The sequence below is a fragment of the Pantoea sp. X-Soil-OKNW-713 genome (assembly GCF_059730685.1).
Genome location: NZ_AP035995.1, coordinates 3,461,836 through 3,478,342, shown reverse-complemented (window position 1 = coordinate 3,478,342; position 16,507 = coordinate 3,461,836). Strand labels below are relative to the sequence as shown.

The 16,507-nt window shown below is 55.0% G+C and carries 11 protein-coding genes; 9 read left to right on the top strand and 2 right to left on the bottom strand.

Annotated features, from left to right (window positions below):
- Positions 1–18: 18 nt before the first annotated feature.
- Entirely contained in the window at positions 19–2,745 is a 2,727-nt protein-coding gene (barA, locus tag AC6I8R_RS16320) for a two-component sensor histidine kinase BarA (protein ID WP_021184539.1), read from the bottom strand.
- An 80-nt stretch (positions 2,746–2,825) separates the two neighbouring features.
- Between barA and rlmD the strand changes: the two genes are divergently transcribed.
- The 6 genes from rlmD to queE all read left to right on the top strand — a co-directional run bounded on the left by rlmD (position 2,826) and on the right by queE (position 11,479).
- Positions 2,826–4,142: a 23S rRNA (uracil(1939)-C(5))-methyltransferase RlmD gene (gene rlmD / locus AC6I8R_RS16315; protein ID WP_497832585.1), complete on the top strand. Its 1,317-nt coding sequence runs from the start codon at positions 2,826–2,828 to the stop codon at positions 4,140–4,142.
- 32 nt (positions 4,143–4,174) lie between these two features.
- A complete protein-coding gene (relA, locus tag AC6I8R_RS16310; protein ID WP_021184537.1) occupies positions 4,175–6,406 on the top strand; it encodes a GTP diphosphokinase in 2,232 nt (743 codons plus the stop codon).
- A 196-nt stretch (positions 6,407–6,602) separates the two neighbouring features.
- Complete coding sequence (gene mazG / locus AC6I8R_RS16305; RefSeq protein ID WP_497832584.1) at positions 6,603–7,394, top strand: nucleoside triphosphate pyrophosphohydrolase; 792 nt, start codon at positions 6,603–6,605, stop codon at positions 7,392–7,394.
- A 254-nt stretch (positions 7,395–7,648) separates the two neighbouring features.
- Positions 7,649–9,286 carry a glutamine hydrolyzing CTP synthase gene (gene pyrG / locus AC6I8R_RS16300; protein ID WP_036626558.1) on the top strand — a complete coding sequence of 546 codons (1,638 nt, stop codon included), beginning with the start codon at positions 7,649–7,651 and terminating at the stop codon, positions 9,284–9,286.
- A 75-nt stretch (positions 9,287–9,361) separates the two neighbouring features.
- The gene (gene eno / locus AC6I8R_RS16295; RefSeq protein ID WP_013510243.1) at positions 9,362–10,660 is read left to right on the top strand and encodes a phosphopyruvate hydratase; all 1,299 of its coding nucleotides are present in this window, start codon (positions 9,362–9,364) and stop codon (positions 10,658–10,660) included.
- 147 nt (positions 10,661–10,807) lie between these two features.
- Positions 10,808–11,479 carry a 7-carboxy-7-deazaguanine synthase QueE gene (gene queE / locus AC6I8R_RS16290; protein WP_021184534.1) on the top strand — a complete coding sequence of 224 codons (672 nt, stop codon included), beginning with the start codon at positions 10,808–10,810 and terminating at the stop codon, positions 11,477–11,479.
- 85 nt (positions 11,480–11,564) lie between these two features.
- On the opposite strand, the gene queD is transcribed toward queE, so the two are convergent.
- Positions 11,565–11,927: a 6-carboxytetrahydropterin synthase QueD gene (queD, locus tag AC6I8R_RS16285; protein WP_190274667.1), complete on the bottom strand. Its 363-nt coding sequence runs from the start codon at positions 11,925–11,927 to the stop codon at positions 11,565–11,567.
- A 292-nt stretch (positions 11,928–12,219) separates the two neighbouring features.
- On the opposite strand from queD, the gene cysJ reads away from it, so the two are divergent.
- The 3 genes from cysJ to AC6I8R_RS16270 are packed head-to-tail and all read left to right on the top strand — an operon-like array spanning position 12,220 to position 16,480.
- Positions 12,220–14,025 carry an NADPH-dependent assimilatory sulfite reductase flavoprotein subunit gene (gene cysJ, locus AC6I8R_RS16280; protein WP_497832583.1) on the top strand — a complete coding sequence of 602 codons (1,806 nt, stop codon included), beginning with the start codon at positions 12,220–12,222 and terminating at the stop codon, positions 14,023–14,025.
- A complete protein-coding gene (gene cysI, locus AC6I8R_RS16275) occupies positions 14,025–15,749 on the top strand; it encodes an assimilatory sulfite reductase (NADPH) hemoprotein subunit (RefSeq protein WP_021184531.1) in 1,725 nt (574 codons plus the stop codon). The genes cysJ and cysI overlap by 1 nt, the downstream gene beginning before the upstream one ends.
- Positions 15,746–16,480, top strand: a complete 735-nt coding sequence (locus AC6I8R_RS16270; RefSeq protein WP_021184530.1) for a phosphoadenylyl-sulfate reductase — start codon at positions 15,746–15,748, stop codon at positions 16,478–16,480. The genes cysI and AC6I8R_RS16270 overlap by 4 nt, the downstream gene beginning before the upstream one ends.
- Positions 16,481–16,507: the final 27 nt, after the last annotated feature.

The window sequence follows — 16,507 nt, the reverse complement described above, 5'->3', positions numbered from 1 at the left end:
TTGCGTGATACGGGGGAATTATACCTGCAACAACGTACGCGCTTCGCGTGCCACGTTTTCCATCTCGTCGCTCAACTCCAGCAATTCCGGCTCGAGCGCAGCAATATCACTTTCCTGATGCAGACTTTTTTCCAGTTGCCGACACAGTTCCTTTAAACGCGGTACGCCACTGTAGCTGGCGCTGCCATGTAGCTTGTGAATGATTTCGCGCAGCCCAGTCACATCGTTGTTTTCCATACACTCTTCCACGCGCTGCGCCACTTCTGGCAGGAAATCCAGCAGCATCTGCAACAGATCGCGTGCGAGATCCTCCTTATGTGCTGCCTGGCGTAATGCCAACGCCCAATCCAGTGAAGGGGCCACCGCCGGGGCGGGTGAGCTGAGAGCGACGTTACGCGGCGCATAACGTTGCAACAGTTGGCTGAGTTTATCCTCATCAATCGGCTTCGCCAGATAATCGTTCATTCCGGCATTGATCAACTGCTCGCGTTCGCCATCCAGCGCATGGGCAGTGACCGCCACAATCGGCGTTGCTGCATGCAACGGCAGGCTGCGGATAATCTCACTGGCGCGGATACCGTCAATCTCCGGCATTTGAATGTCCATCAGAATCACATCCAGCGGGCGCAGACGTGCCTGGCGAATCGCCTGTTCGGCGTTGTCGCACAGAATGATGTGCTCGACCTGTTCCTCCAGCAGGGCACCGATCAACTTCAGGTTGGCCGGATTGTCATCTACCGCCATCACCGTCAACGGTTGGCGTGCCCCACGCGGCAGGGCTTCGCGTTGTCGGCTGTGGAAGTCGAGCAGCATCGGTAACAGGCGTGTCAGCGATACCGGTTTGGTCAGGCAACCGGCAATGCCGCGGGCACGCAGTTCATCGGCATGCAACATCATTTCACTGGGGAGCGCCAGCAACACCGAATCGGCGCGGTTTAAGAGATGCGTGATCAGGTCATCCGGTAAGGCCGATGTGGTTTTGCCGTCAACCGGAAGCCCCATCAACAAGAGCGGGAAGTGGGCATCGCCCAATTCTTCCAGCGTGGCGGCATGATGTACCTGCAACGGGGTGCCGCTCAGCATCTCCAGTACCGCTTTTGCCACCGCCGGATGTGGCTCGATGTAGGCCAACAGGGAGGGACGCAAATCCTCCAGCGCACGCGGATGCGGGGGCGCATTCGGATTGAGATCCAGTTGGATATGTACCCAAAAGGTCGAGCCCTCGCCCTGGCGGCTGTGGAAAGCGATTTCGCCACCCATTTCATGTACCAACTTCTGGGTGATCACCAGACCCAGTCCGGTGCCGCCGTGACGGCGCGAGATGCTGGCATCCGCCTGACGGAATGCCTGGAATAGCTGCGTTTGTTGTTGATCGGAAATACCAATGCCGGTGTCATGCACCTGAATTTCCAGCGCGACACGCGTGGTGTTGGTATTGCGCAGTTCAACGCGCAGATCGATATGTCCTTGTTCGGTGAACTTGATGGCGTTGCCGATCAGGTTAATCAGAATCTGTTGCAGGCGCAGGGGATCGCCAATGACATTGTCCGGCACCTGTTGTTCCAGGCAAACGGTGATTTCCAGCCCTTTCTCGTGGGCAGAAGGCGCCAGCAACACCAGGGTTTCATCCAGCGTGGCGCGCAGGGGGAAGGGGATCGACTCCAGCACCAGTTTGCCCGCTTCCAGCTTGGAGAAATCAAGAACGTCATTGATGATGCTCAACAGGTTGGCGGCGGAGCGCTCAATGGTGCTCATATAATCGCGCTGGTTGGTGCTAAGGCCGGTTTTCAGCATCTGGCGGGTGAAGCCAATCACCCCGTTCAACGGCGTGCGGAGTTCATGCGACATATTAGCCAGGAATTCGGATTTGATGCGCGCCGCTTCCTGGGCGCGTTTTTTCGCCAGATCCAGCTCGACGTTTTGGATCTCCAACTGCTCCAGCGTCTCTCGCAGGTCGTACGTTGCCTGGTCAATATTCTGCTGCATCTCTTCGTGGTAGGCGGTCAGCGACATCGCCATCGCGTTGATACCGTTCTTCAGAATGCTCAGCTCGCCCAGCATGTAGCCTTCGACACGGCTGTCGAGCTGTCCCCGGCGAATGCGGTCCACGGTGGTGACCATATTACGAATCGGACCAGTGACGTCGCGCATCAGGCGGTAGGCGAACAGCATGGCGATACACAGGCAAAACAGCAGCAGTAGGGTGGCGACAAACACCTCTTTGTACTGCTCAAGACGTACCGATTGCAGATCCAGCTCGATCGCCACATAACCCAGCGGATTGCCGGTGGGCTTTGCATCTTCGCGCGGCAGTTCATCGACGGAATAGCGCTCCGACACGATCGGCGTGCGGAGCACCATCAGGTTGCCACGACGTTCAACCGAGACGCCATCTTCCAGCGTGGAGATATCCTCTTTCTGCACCAGACTGAGGTTCTGATTGTTATTTGAGGTGACGTAGATGTGATTGTTGTTGTCGAAAACGGTAATCGCACGGACAATATCGGAATGTCGGCGATGCAGCAGGCTGACCAGTTCGCGTATCGCATCGCGGTTGTGCCATGTCATGCCATATTCGGCGGAAACCGCCAGCGGCTCGATAATGTTCGCACCCGCATCCTGGACCTGATGCTGCAATTCGTTATAGCGGTGAACCACGAAAAAAGTACTGAGCAACAGGCCAATCATCAGCGTTGGCGCCAGTATCAGGATCATCATTCGCGCCCGCAGGCTGTATTTGGTCATAATTAAGGCCTGGCGACTCCTGGCAAGTTTATCCCTGTGCAAACTGCACAACCCAATCAGAATAGAGAATTTACAACACTATGGCGCAATTTTACTCCGCAAAACAGCGGGTGACGACCAGGCAACGTATTACCGTCACTATCGAAGACCTTGATCCCTTTGGACAAGGTGTTGCGCGCCATAATGGCAAAGCGATGTTTGTCAGCGGTGCGCTACCCGGCGAGCAGGCTGAAGTGACGCTGTTGGAGGATAAACGCCAGTACGCGCGCGCAAAAGCTACGCGTATCACCAATCCCAGTGCAGAGCGAGTGGCACCGCGCTGCCCGCACTTTGGCGTGTGTGGCGGTTGTCAGCAACAGCATGTCTCGGTGGCGTTGCAGGAACAAAGCAAAGCCAGGGCGCTGGCAAGGATGCTGAGTCGTGACGCCCCTTTGCCGGTGCGCGTCGATGAAATCATCAGCGGCCACGCCTGGGGTTATCGTCGTCGCGCGCGCTTGGGGTTGCAGTGGCACCCAAAACAGCAGCGTTTGCAGATGGGGTTTCGCCAGGCGGCCAGTAATGATTTGGTGGAGTTGACGCAATGCCCCATTCTGGCGCCCGAACTTGAAGCGTTATTACGGCCTCTGCACCACTGCCTCAGTGGCTTAAATGCGGTGAAACGTCTGGGCCATGTTGAACTGGTGCTGGCGGATAATGGCCCGCTGATGGTGCTGCGCCATCTTGATGCATTGTCCTCAGACGATCGTGCAAAACTGGAACGCTTTTCGCATGAACATGATGTGATGCTGTATCTCGCTGATGGTAGCGATGATCTGACAGCCCTGAAGCCTGATACGCCGTTTTATCGCTCATTCAACCTGCAACTGACCTTCAGCCCACAGGATTTCATTCAGGTGAATGATGGGGTGAATCAGCAAATGGTAGCGAAAGCCATCGACTGGCTCGACCTGAAGCCACAGGACCGGGTGCTGGATCTGTTTTGCGGCATGGGCAACTTCACATTGCCTATAGGAAAGTTCGTAGAAAATGCCGTTGGTGTGGAGGGCGTTGCAGCATTAGTACGGCAGGCAGCGTATAATGCAGACCTGAATAATCTGAAAAATGTCCGTTTTTTCCAGCATAACCTGGAGGAAGACGTTGCGCGCCAGGCATGGGCTGCGCAGGGATTTAATAAGGTGTTACTGGACCCGGCGCGTGCCGGGGCGGCGGGTGTGATGTCGCACATTGTTAAACTTGCGCCGGAACGCGTGGTCTATGTTTCTTGTAACCCGACAACACTTGCCCGCGACAGTCAGACATTACTGTCAGCGGGTTACCATTTGGAAAGGGTCGCGATGCTGGATATGTTCCCTCATACCAGCCATCTCGAATCCATGGTGCTGTTCAGCAAAACATAAGCGACACCTAAGTCGCTGTGGCAGGAGAGGATATGGTTGCGGTTAGAAGTGCGCATTTAAATACGGCGGGGGAGTTTGCCCTCGACCAGTGGATTGCCAGTTTGGGTATTGCTAACCCGCAATCCTGTCAGCGTCTGGCTGACACCTGGCGCTACTGTGAAGCCGAAACGCACGACCATCCTGATCAAGCTCTGCTGTTGTGGCGCGGTATCGAGATGGTGGAAATTCTCTCGATGCTGAGTATGGATATTGACAGCCTGCGTGCCGCGCTGATTTTCCCGCTGGCGAATGCCGACGTGGTCAGCGAAGAAGAGCTGGAGCAAACCGTCGGCAAAGGCATTGTTTCGCTGGTGCATGGCGTACGCGATATGGATGCGATCCGTCAGCTGAAAGCGATCCATAACGACTCGATGGCCTCTGAACAGGTCGATAACGTGCGCCGTATGCTGCTGGCGATGGTGGAAGATTTCCGCTGCGTCGTCATCAAGCTGGCGGAACGTATCGCTCACCTGCGTGAAATGAAAGACGCGCCGGAAGATGAGCGCGTCCTCGCCGCGAAAGAAAGCACCAATATCTATGCGCCGCTGGCTAACCGCCTCGGTATCGGCCAGCTCAAATGGGAGCTGGAAGATTACTGCTTCCGCTATCTCCATCCCGATGAATACAAACGTATTGCTAAGCTGCTGCATGAGCGGCGTATCGATCGTGAACAGTACATCGAAAACTTTGTCGATAACCTGCGTAAAGAGATGCAGAAAGAGGGCGTGCGTGCTGAGGTGTATGGCCGTCCGAAACACATCTATAGCATCTGGCGCAAGATGCAGAAAAAATCGCTGGCGTTTGATGAGTTGTTCGACGTGCGCGCGGTGCGTATCGTCGCGGAACGTTTGCAGGACTGCTACGGTGCGCTGGGTACGGTGCATACCCTGTATCGTCACCTGCCCAGCGAGTTTGACGACTACGTCGCCAACCCGAAGCCTAATGGTTATCAGTCCATCCACACCGTGGTGCTGGGGCCGCAGGGCAAAACGGTAGAAATCCAGATTCGTACCCGTCAGATGCATGAAGATGCCGAGCTGGGTGTAGCGGCGCACTGGAAATACAAAGAAGGGCCGACCAGCAGCAATACACGCGGTGCGGCAGGCCATGAAGAACGTATCGCCTGGCTGCGTAAGTTAATCACCTGGCAAGAAGAGATGGCGGACTCTGGCGAGATGCTGGAAGAAGTGCGCAGTCAGGTGTTTGACGATCGCGTTTATGTCTTTACCCCGAAAGGGGATGTGGTGGACTTGCCTGCCGGTTCAACCCCGCTCGATTTCGCCTACCACATCCACAGCGATATCGGCCACCGCTGCATCGGCGCGAAAATTGGTGGGCGCATCGTGCCGTTCACCTATCAGTTGCAGATGGGCGACCAGGTTGAGGTGATCACCCAGAAGCAGCCCAACCCGAGTCGCGACTGGCTTAACCCGAACCTCGGCTATATCACGACCAGCCGTGGTCGTTCGAAGATTCACAACTGGTTCCGTAAGCAGGATCGCGACAAGAATATTATTGCTGGTCGCCAGATTCTGGATACGGAGTTGACGCAGCTGGATATCAGCCTGCGTGAGGCGGAGAAACTGCTGCTGCCGCGCTATAACGTCACCTCGTTGGATGAGTTGCTGGCGGCGATTGGCGGTGGCGATATTCGCCTTAATCAGATGGTTAACTTCCTGCAAGGCAAGCTGAATAAGCCGAGCGCGGAAGAGGAAGATCGTGAAGCACTGCGCCAACTGACGCAGAAATCGTATACGCCTTCAGCGCGTAAAGAGAGTGGCCGCGTGGTGGTGGAAGGGGTCGGCAACCTGCTGCACCACATCGCTCGTTGCTGTCAGCCCATTCCGGGCGACGATATCGTCGGTTTTATTACCCAGGGACGTGGCATCTCGATCCACCGTGCTGATTGTGACCAGTTGGCTGAGCTGATCTCCCATGCGCCGGAGCGCATTGTCGATGCGGTGTGGGGCGAAAGTTATTCCAGTGGTTATTCGCTGGTGGTGCGCGTCACAGCGAACGACCGTAGCGGTCTGCTGCGTGATATCACCACGATTCTGGCGAATGAGAAGGTGAACGTGCTGGGCGTCTCCAGCCGCAGCGATACCCGCAAGCAACTGGCAACCATTGATATGGATATCGAGATCTATAACCAGCAGGTGCTGGGCCGCGTACTGGCTCGACTGAACCAGGTGCCGGATATTATCGACGCACGGCGGTTACACTAATTTTTCCCCTCACCTTAGCCCTCACCCTAACCCTCTCCCGCAAGCGGGAGAGGGAACTGATCGAGCCGCACATCGCCCTCTCCCTCTCCCTTATGGGAGAGGGAACCGATCAGCCGCACATCTCCCTCTCCCTTATGGGAGAGGGCCGGGGTGAGGGTAACCGACCGCACCCAACTTATTCTTAAAGGATCCGCCCATGAATGCCCTCCAACGCCTGCTCACCATCATGCAAACCCTGCGCGATCCGCAGCAAGGCTGCCCGTGGGATCGTCAGCAAACGTTCGCCTCAATCGCGCCTTATACGCTGGAAGAAACCTACGAAGTACTCGATGCCATCCAGCGTGAAGATTTTGATGATCTACGTGGAGAATTAGGCGACCTGCTGTTTCAGGTGGTGTTTTACGCGCAAATGGCCAACGAGCAGCAGCGCTTTGATTTTGACGATATCTGCAACGCTATCAGCGATAAACTCGAACGCCGTCATCCGCACATCTTTGGCGATGTCAAAGCGGAGGACGCGCAGGAGGTGCTGAAAAACTGGGAAGCCATCAAACATAGCGAGCGTGCGGAAAAAGCGCAGCATTCGGCGCTGGATGATATCCCTAAAGCGCTGCCCGCGTTGATGCGTGCGCACAAAATCCAGAAACGTTGCAGCAACGTCGGTTTCGACTGGAATAGCCTGGGGCCGGTGCTGGATAAAGTGCATGAAGAGATTGACGAAGTGATGCACGAAGCGCAGCAGGCGGTGGTCGACAGTGACAAACTTGAGGAAGAAATCGGCGATTTATTATTCGCTACGGTAAATCTTTCTCGCCATCTTGGCAGCAAAGCGGAAGTGGCGCTACAGAAGGCCAACGACAAATTTGAACGCCGTTTTCGCCAGGTGGAAGCGTTGATTGGCGCGCAGGGGATGGCGATGAGTGACGCCACGCTGGAGCAGATGGAAGAAGCCTGGCAACAGGTGAAAGTCAGCGAGAACAAGGAGTAACGTGATCCGCTGCGATTTGTTGATTATTCCAGCGTTGCGCATAAAATCGCCGCTTGAGCTTACTCGATTCAGCCATGCGGTGACTTTGTGACGTGCGTCAACATTTCAACCCTGGCTATCCGCTATGTTACCCGCTGCACTGCGTAGGAGGAGAGGGTGGTGATTGATCAATTGTGGCAGGTGACGACTTCAGGTATACTGTTTTCCCGTCCTGGTTATTCCACCGTCTTTAAACCTAAACTCTCAGGTTCAGCATGACAACGAACTATATTTTTGTGACCGGCGGGGTCGTTTCCTCTCTGGGGAAAGGCATTGCCGCAGCCTCCCTCGCAGCCATCCTTGAAGCGCGTGGTCTGAATGTGACCATCATGAAACTCGATCCGTACATCAACGTCGATCCGGGTACCATGAGCCCAACTCAGCACGGTGAAGTTTTTGTCACCGATGACGGGGCCGAAACCGATCTGGATTTGGGTCACTATGAGCGCTTCATTCGTACCAAAATGACGCGTCGCAACAACTTTACTACCGGTCGTATCTACTCAGAAGTGCTGCGCAAAGAGCGTCGTGGCGACTATCTGGGCGCGACCATTCAGGTTATCCCACACATCACCAACGCCATCAAAGAACGCATCATTGAAGGTGGCGAAGGTCACGACGTCGTTCTGGTGGAAATCGGCGGCACCGTGGGGGATATCGAGTCACTGCCGTTCCTCGAAGCGATTCGCCAGATGGCGGTCGATGTGGGCCGTGAACACACCATGTATATGCACCTGACGCTGGTGCCGTACATGGCTGCCGCAGGCGAAGTGAAAACCAAGCCAACGCAGCACTCGGTAAAAGAACTGCTCTCCATCGGGATTCAGCCGGATGTGTTGATCTGCCGTTCTGACCGCGCCGTACCGGCTAACGAACGCGCCAAAATCGCGCTGTTCTGTAACGTTCCGGAAAAAGCGGTTATTTCACTGAAAGATGTCGACTCCATCTACAAGATCCCGGGTTTGTTGAAATCACAGGGTCTGGATGACTACATCTGCAAACGCTTCAACCTGAATGCCCCGGAAGCCAACCTGGCCGAGTGGGAGCAGGTGATTTACGAAGAAGCCAATCCGGGCGGCGAAGTGACCATCGGTATGGTCGGCAAATATGTCGAACTGCCGGATGCCTACAAATCCGTGATTGAAGCGCTGAAACATGGCGGCCTGAAAAATCGCGTCACCGTTAACATCAAGCTGATCGATTCGCAGGATGTTGAAACGCGTGGTGTCGAATTACTGAAAGATCTGGATGCTATCCTGATTCCGGGTGGCTTTGGCTACCGTGGGGTGGAAGGCAAACTGATGACCGCGCAATACGCGCGTGAAAACAACGTGCCTTACCTCGGTATCTGCCTGGGAATGCAGGTTGCACTGATGGAATTTGCCCGCAATGTGGCGGGTATGGCTGGCGCCAACTCAACTGAATTTGTGCCAGACTGTAAGTACCCGGTGGTTGCGCTGATCACCGAATGGCGTGACGAAGAAGGCAACGTCGAAGTGCGTAGCGAGCAGAGCGATCTGGGCGGCACCATGCGTCTGGGTAGCCAGCAGTGCCAGCTTACGCCGGAAAGCAAAGTACGCCAGCTGTACGGCTCAGACGTGATCACTGAACGTCACCGCCACCGTTATGAAGTAAACAATATGCTGTTGAAGCAGATTGAAGCGGCGGGTCTGCGCATTGCGGGCCGTTCCGGTGACGATCAACTGGTCGAAATCATTGAGATTCCAAACCACCCGTGGTTTGTGGCCTGTCAGTTCCACCCGGAATTCACGTCGACCCCGCGCGATGGTCATCCACTGTTTGCTGGCTTTGTTAAAGCGGCGCAGGAATACCAGAAGCGGTTAGCGAAGTAAGTTTCACGAGCAGCGCGCGAAGTCTTCGCGCGTTGTTTGTCTTAGGATTGACTAACTTGTACTGAGGAAAATCGAATGTCCAAAATCGTAAAAGTCATCGGTCGCGAAATTATCGACTCCCGTGGCAACCCGACTGTAGAAGCAGAAGTGCATCTGGAAGGTGGTTTCGTTGGTCTGGCTGCTGCCCCGTCAGGTGCATCAACCGGTTCTCGCGAAGCGCTGGAGCTGCGTGACGGTGACAAATCTCGTTTCCTGGGCAAAGGCGTGACCAAAGCGGTTGCGGCGGTTAACGGTCCGATCGCTGACGCGGTAAAAGGCAAAGATGCCAAAGACCAGGCGAACATCGATAAGATCATGATCGAGCTGGACGGTACTGAGAACAAATCCAACTTCGGTGCAAACGCCATTCTGGCCGTTTCTCTGGCTGCGGCAAAAGCGGCTGCGGCTTCTAAAGGTCAGCCGCTGTATGAGCACATCGCTGAACTGAACGGCACCCCGGGCAAATACTCTATGCCGCTGCCAATGATGAACATCATCAACGGTGGTGAGCACGCTGACAACAACGTCGACATCCAGGAATTCATGATTCAGCCGGTTGGCGCGAAGACTGTAAAAGAAGCCATCCGTATGGGTTCTGAAGTTTTCCATCACCTGGCGAAAGTGCTGAAAAGCAAAGGCATGAACACCGCAGTGGGTGACGAAGGTGGCTACGCGCCGAACCTGGGTTCTAACGCCGAAGCCCTGGCTGTTATCGCGGAAGCGGTAAAAGCAGCAGGCTACGAGCTGGGCAAAGACATCACCCTGGCGATGGACTGCGCGGCATCTGAATTCTACAAAGACGGCAAATACGTGCTGGCCGGTGAAGGCGGTAAAGCATTCACCTCTGAAGAGTTCACTCACTTCCTGGAAGATCTGACCAAACAGTACCCGATCGTCTCTATCGAAGACGGTCTGGACGAGTCTGACTGGGCGGGCTTCGCTTACCAGACCAAAGTACTGGGCGACAAAATCCAGCTGGTTGGTGACGACCTGTTCGTAACCAACACCAAGATCCTGAAAGAAGGTATCGAGAAAGGCATCGCTAACTCCATCCTGATCAAATTCAACCAGATCGGTTCTCTGACCGAAACTCTGGCTGCTATCAAGATGGCAAAAGACGCAGGCTACACCGCGGTGATCTCTCACCGTTCAGGTGAAACCGAAGATGCAACCATCGCTGACCTGGCGGTAGGTACTGCGGCTGGCCAGATCAAAACCGGTTCAATGAGCCGTTCTGACCGCGTTGCTAAATACAACCAGCTGATTCGTATCGAAGAAGCGCTGGGTGCTAAAGCACCTTTCAACGGTCTGAAAGAAGTTAAAGGCCAGGCGTAATCGCCTGCTGATGCTGCCGTAAGGCAGTGTCGCCTGTTGCTAAGCCCCGCTCTGGCGGGGCTTTTGCATTTTTGACGTAAAGCCGCTGTTGTTACCGGTGACAGATCTGCCATAATCTGCGCCTTGAATGAGTGAAGTGAGTAAAAAATGTACTACCCGATTAACGAAATGTTCCAGACACTACAGGGCGAAGGTTTTTACACGGGCGTTCCGGCGCTGTTCATCCGTTTGCAGGGATGTCCGGTCGGCTGTAGCTGGTGTGATACCAAACATACCTGGGATAAGCTGGCAGATCGGGAGACCTCGCTTGGTGACATTCTGGTCAAAACAGTGGAAAGCGACGCCTGGGGCAACGCTGACCCGGCGATGCTGCTGGAGACGATTCAGCGCCAGGGTTGGACGGCACGCCACATTGTGATCACCGGTGGTGAACCGGCCATCTACGATTTACGCCCACTGACCAGCGCACTGGAAGCAGCGGGCTTTGCCTGCCAGATTGAAACCAGTGGTACCCATGAAATTCGTTGTTCCGACGCCACCTGGGTGACGGTTTCACCTAAGGTGAATATGCGCGGTGGCTATGATGTGCTGCCGCAGGCGTTGCAGCGGGCTGATGAAATTAAACATCCGGTGGCGCGCGTGCGGGATATTGAAGCGCTGGATGCGCTGCTGGCGGGATTGCATGACGAGAAACCGCGTATTATCGCGTTACAGCCGATCAGCCGGGGTGATGCGGCGACCAAACTGTGCATTGAAACCTGCATCGCCCGTAACTGGCGTTTGTCGATGCAGACCCACAAATATCTCAATATCGCCTGATGACACCCGTAGCGGCGCGATTTATCGCGCATCTTTGGGCCACAGCGCCAATGCAAAAGCGCGATAAATCGCGCCACTACGATTTTTAGCCGCGATAGACACAACCTGCGGTGCAGGTTTCTTTGATCATCACAGCGCTCAATTCTGGCAGAATCGGCTTCATCTCATCCCAAATCCATTTTGCCAGCACTTCACTGGTGGGATTCTCCAGACCGGGAATGTCATTCAGATAGTGATGATCGAGGCGATCATAGAGCGGTGCAAAGGCCGCTTTCAATTCTGCAAAATCCATAACCCAACCGGTATAAGCATCCACTTCCCCGGTAATTTCCAGCCGCACCAGAAAGGAGTGGCCGTGCAAACGACCGCATTTATGCCCCTCAGGTACATGAGGTAAGCGGTGCGCCGCTTCAAACTGGAACTCTTTAAACAACGTGGTAGACATAATGGCCTCAACATAAAATCCGCTGAAGTCTACCTGAAATACAGATTTTTAGCACCCGTTACCGCTGAACAGGGCATTTTACGCACTCAGCCTGAAGAAGCGATAAATTAACTCGTTGAATATAAATTGCTTTATTTACCACTTTTGCTGGTTAGCATTACCCGAAAAACCACTTAGTCATTTTGGTTATTTATTATGTCGAAGCTTTATTTAATCGTTAATATACGGGCCGGTAACCTATTCACTCTTCCGCCACTTTACGGTCCGGACTTCTGATACTGGAATTTTTAACGCGATGACGACTCAGGCACCCCCAGGTTCACTGCTGCCGCTAACCCCGGAGCAACTCGCGCGCTTACAGGCAGCGACTACCGATTTCTCTACCACCCAAATGGCATGGCTTTCGGGTTATTTCTGGGGCATGGTCAACCAGACCCCTGGTGCCGTTGCCACACCGGCACAGGTGCAGGCCGAGGTGCCGACCATCCTGTTGATCTCCGCATCGCAAACCGGCAATGCCCGTCGCCTGGCGGAACAACTGCGTGATGACCTGCTGGCGGCAAAACTGAACGTCAATCTGGTCAATGCCGGTGACTACAAATTCAAACAAATCGGCCAGGAAAAACTGCTGGTGGTGGTGACCTCCACCCAGGGTGAAGGCGAGCCACCAGAAGAAGCAGTGGCGTTACATAAATTCCTGATGTCGAAAAAAGCGCCGACCCTGAACGGCGCCGCCTTTGCCGTATTCGGCCTGGGCGACACCTCCTACGAATTCTTCAGCAAAGCCGGTAAGGATTTCGACAGCCGCCTGGCTGAACTGGGCGCAGAACGTTTGCTGGATCGCGTCGATGCCGATGTGGAATATGCGGAGCAGGCAAGCGCCTGGCGTAAGCAGATTACCGACATCCTCAAAGCGCGAGTGCCGAGCGAAGCGCCAGCCGTGGCAGCAGTAACCGCTGCGGGTAGCATTAATGAAATCCACAGCAGCCCCTACAGCAAAGAAGCTCCGCTGACTGCCAGCTTTGCCGTAAACCAGAAAATTACTGGCCGTGATTCCGATAAAGATGTGCGTCATATCGAAATCGATCTCGGTGATTCCGGTCTGCGTTACCAGCCGGGCGATGCCCTCGGTGTCTGGTTTGAAAACGATCCGGCGCTGGTTAAAGAGTTGCTGGAATTGTTGTGGCTGAAAGGCGATGAGCCGGTGACGATCCACGGTGAGACCTTGCCGCTGGCGGAGGCACTGCAACGTCATTTTGAGCTGACGGTTAATACACCGCAGATCGTTGAACACTACGCCGCGTTGTCACGTAACGACGCGCTGCTGGCGCTGGTCGGTGATAAGCCGAAACTCCAGCACTACGCGCAGAGCCTGCCGATTGTCGATATGGTGCGTCAGGCTCCGACTGAATTGAATGCAGAACAGTTGACCAGCCTGCTGCGTCCTTTGACGCCACGCCTCTACTCCATCGCCTCTTCGCAGGCCGAGAACGAGACTGAAGTGCATATCACGGTGGGTGCGGTGCGCTACGAGATTGAGGGACGTCAGCGTGGTGGCGGTGCTTCCACCTGGCTGGCGGATCGTCTGGAAGAAGACAGTGACATCCGGGTATTTATCGAACATAACGATAACTTCCGTCTGCCTGCCAACCCGGAAACCCCGGTGATTATGATCGGTCCGGGCACCGGTATTGCGCCGTTCCGCGCTTTTATGCAGCAGCGCGATAATGAGGGTGCAGGCGGTAAAAACTGGTTGTTCTTCGGCAACCCGCACTTCACCGACGATTTCCTGTATCAGGTTGAATGGCAGAAGTATGTCAAAGACGGCTTGCTGACCAATATCGACCTTGCCTGGTCGCGCGATCAGGCGGAGAAGATTTACGTACAAGATAAGATCCGCGCTAAAGGTGCGGAAGTGTGGCGCTGGATCGAAGAGGGCGCACACCTTTACGTCTGCGGCGATGCCAATCGCATGGCGAAAGACGTTGAGCAGGCATTACTGGATGTGGTGGTCGAGCACGGTGCAATGGATCGTGAAACGGCTGACGAGTTTTTAAGTGAGCTGCGCATTGAGCGCCGTTATCAGCGAGACGTTTACTAATGAGTGAAAAACACCCTGGACCGCTGGTCGTTGAAGGCAAGCTTGTTGACGCCGAGCGCCTGAAAAAACAAAGCAACTATCTGCGCGGCACCATTCTCGAAGATCTCGACGATGGCCTGACCGGTGGCTTTAACGGCGATAACTTCCTGCTGATCCGTTTCCACGGCATGTACCAGCAAGATGATCGTGATATCCGTGCGGAACGTGCGGCGCAGAAACTCGAACCGCGTCATGCCATGATGCTGCGCTGCCGCCTGCCGGGCGGCATCATCACGCCAACCCAGTGGCTGGCGATTGATAAGTTTGCCACCGAAAAAACCATTTATGGCAGCATCCGCCTGACCAACCGCCAGACGTTCCAGTTCCACGGCATTCTGAAGAAGAACGTGAAACCGACACATCAGATGCTGCATGAAGTGGGCCTCGATGCGTTAGCAACGGCCAACGACGTAAACCGTAACGTGCTTTGTACCTCGAACCCGGTGGAGTCGGCGCTGCATCAGGAAGCTTACGAGTGGGCGAAAAAACTGTCGGAGCATCTGCTGCCGAAAACGCGCGCCTATGCTGAGATCTGGTGGGATCAGGAGAAGGTTGCCACCACCGATGAGGAGCCGATCCTCGGTGAAACTTACCTGCCACGTAAGTTCAAAACCACGGTGGTGATCCCGCCGCATAACGACGTGGATCTGCACGCTAACGATCTCAACTTCATCGCCATCGCCGAGAAGGGCAAGCTGGTGGGCTTTAACCTGCTGGTGGGCGGTGGTCTGTCGATCGATCACGGTAACAAAGCCACCTATGCGCGCACCGCCAGCGAGTTTGGTTTCCTGCCGGTGGAGAAGATCCTTGATGTCGCGGCGGCGGTGGTGACCACCCAGCGTGACTGGGGCAATCGTACCGATCGTAAAAACGCCAAAACCAAATACACGCTGGAGCGCGTGGGCGTGGAAACCTTTAAAGCTGAAGTGGAAAAACGTGCCGGTATCACTTTCGGTCCGACGCGTCCGTACGAATTCACTAGCCGTGGCGATCGTATTGGCTGGATCAAAGGCGTCGATAAGAAGTGGCACCTGACGCTGTTTATTGAAAACGGTCGTCTGCTGGATTATCCGGGCCGTCCACTGAAGCGCGGCATTGCCGAAATCGCCAAAGTACATCAGGGCGATTTCCGCCTCACCGCTAACCAAAACCTGATTGTGGCGGGCGTGCCGGAGAAACAGAAAGCGCAGATTGAAGCCATTGCGCGTGAACACGGTTTGATGGAGCAGGTGACGCCGCAGCGTGAAAACTCGATGGCCTGTGTATCTTTCCCAACTTGCCCGCTGGCGATGGCTGAAGCCGAACGTTTCCTGCCTTCATTTGTGACCAGGGTCGAAGAGATCATGCACGGCCACGGCGTGGGTGATGAGCACATAGTGTTACGCGTTACCGGTTGTCCTAACGGCTGTGGCCGTGCCATGCTGGCCGAAATCGGTCTGGTGGGTAAAGCACCAGGTCGTTATAACCTGCATATTGGCGGCAACCGCATCGGCACCCGTATTCCGCGCATGTATCGTGAGAACATCAACGAAGGGGAGATCCTCGCCAGCATTGATGAGCTGGTTGGACGCTGGGCGAAAGAGCGTAACGGTGAAGAAGGTTTTGGCGACTTCGTGATTCGCGCGGGCATCGTGAAGCCAGTGGTTGACCCCGCCCGTGATTTTTGGGACCCGGAGGCAGTATGACGGTACTCGATCTCGCAGCACTGAATGATTTACCCAAAATTGATCGTGTGATGGCGCTGGCGGAAACCAACGCGCAGCTGGAAAAACAATCGGCAGAAGAGCGTCTGGGCTGGGCACTGAAGCAGTTGCCTGGCGCGTTTGTGCTGTCGTCCAGCTTTGGTATTCAGGCGGCGGTGTTGCTGCATATGGTGACGCAACAACAGCCGGATATTCCGGTGATCCTCACGGATACCGGTTATCTGTTCCCGGAAACCTATCGCTTTATCGATGAGCTGACCGATAAGCTCAACCTGAATCTCCAGGTGTTCCGTGCGGAAACCTCACCGGCCTGGCAGGAAGCACGCTATGGCAAGTTGTGGGAGCAGGGCGTCGAAGGGATCGAGAAATACAACCAAATCAACAAAGTGGAACCGATGAACCGCGCGCTGGAAACGTTAGGAGCGCAAACCTGGTTTGCGGGTCTGCGGCGCGATCAGTCCGGCAGCCGCGCGCATTTGCCGGTGCTGGCGATTCAGCGTGGGGTGTTTAAGGTGCTGCCGATTATCGACTGGGATAACCGCCAGGTACATCAGTACCTGAAACAGCATGGCCTGAAATACCATCCATTGTGGGACGAAGGCTATCTGTCTGTCGGAGATACGCATACCACCAAGAAGTGGGAGCCGGGGATGGCGGAAGAGGAAACACGCTTCTTTGGTCTGAAGCGCGAGTGCGGCCTTCACGAAGGTTAATCTTCTCACCGTAGCGGCGCGATTTAT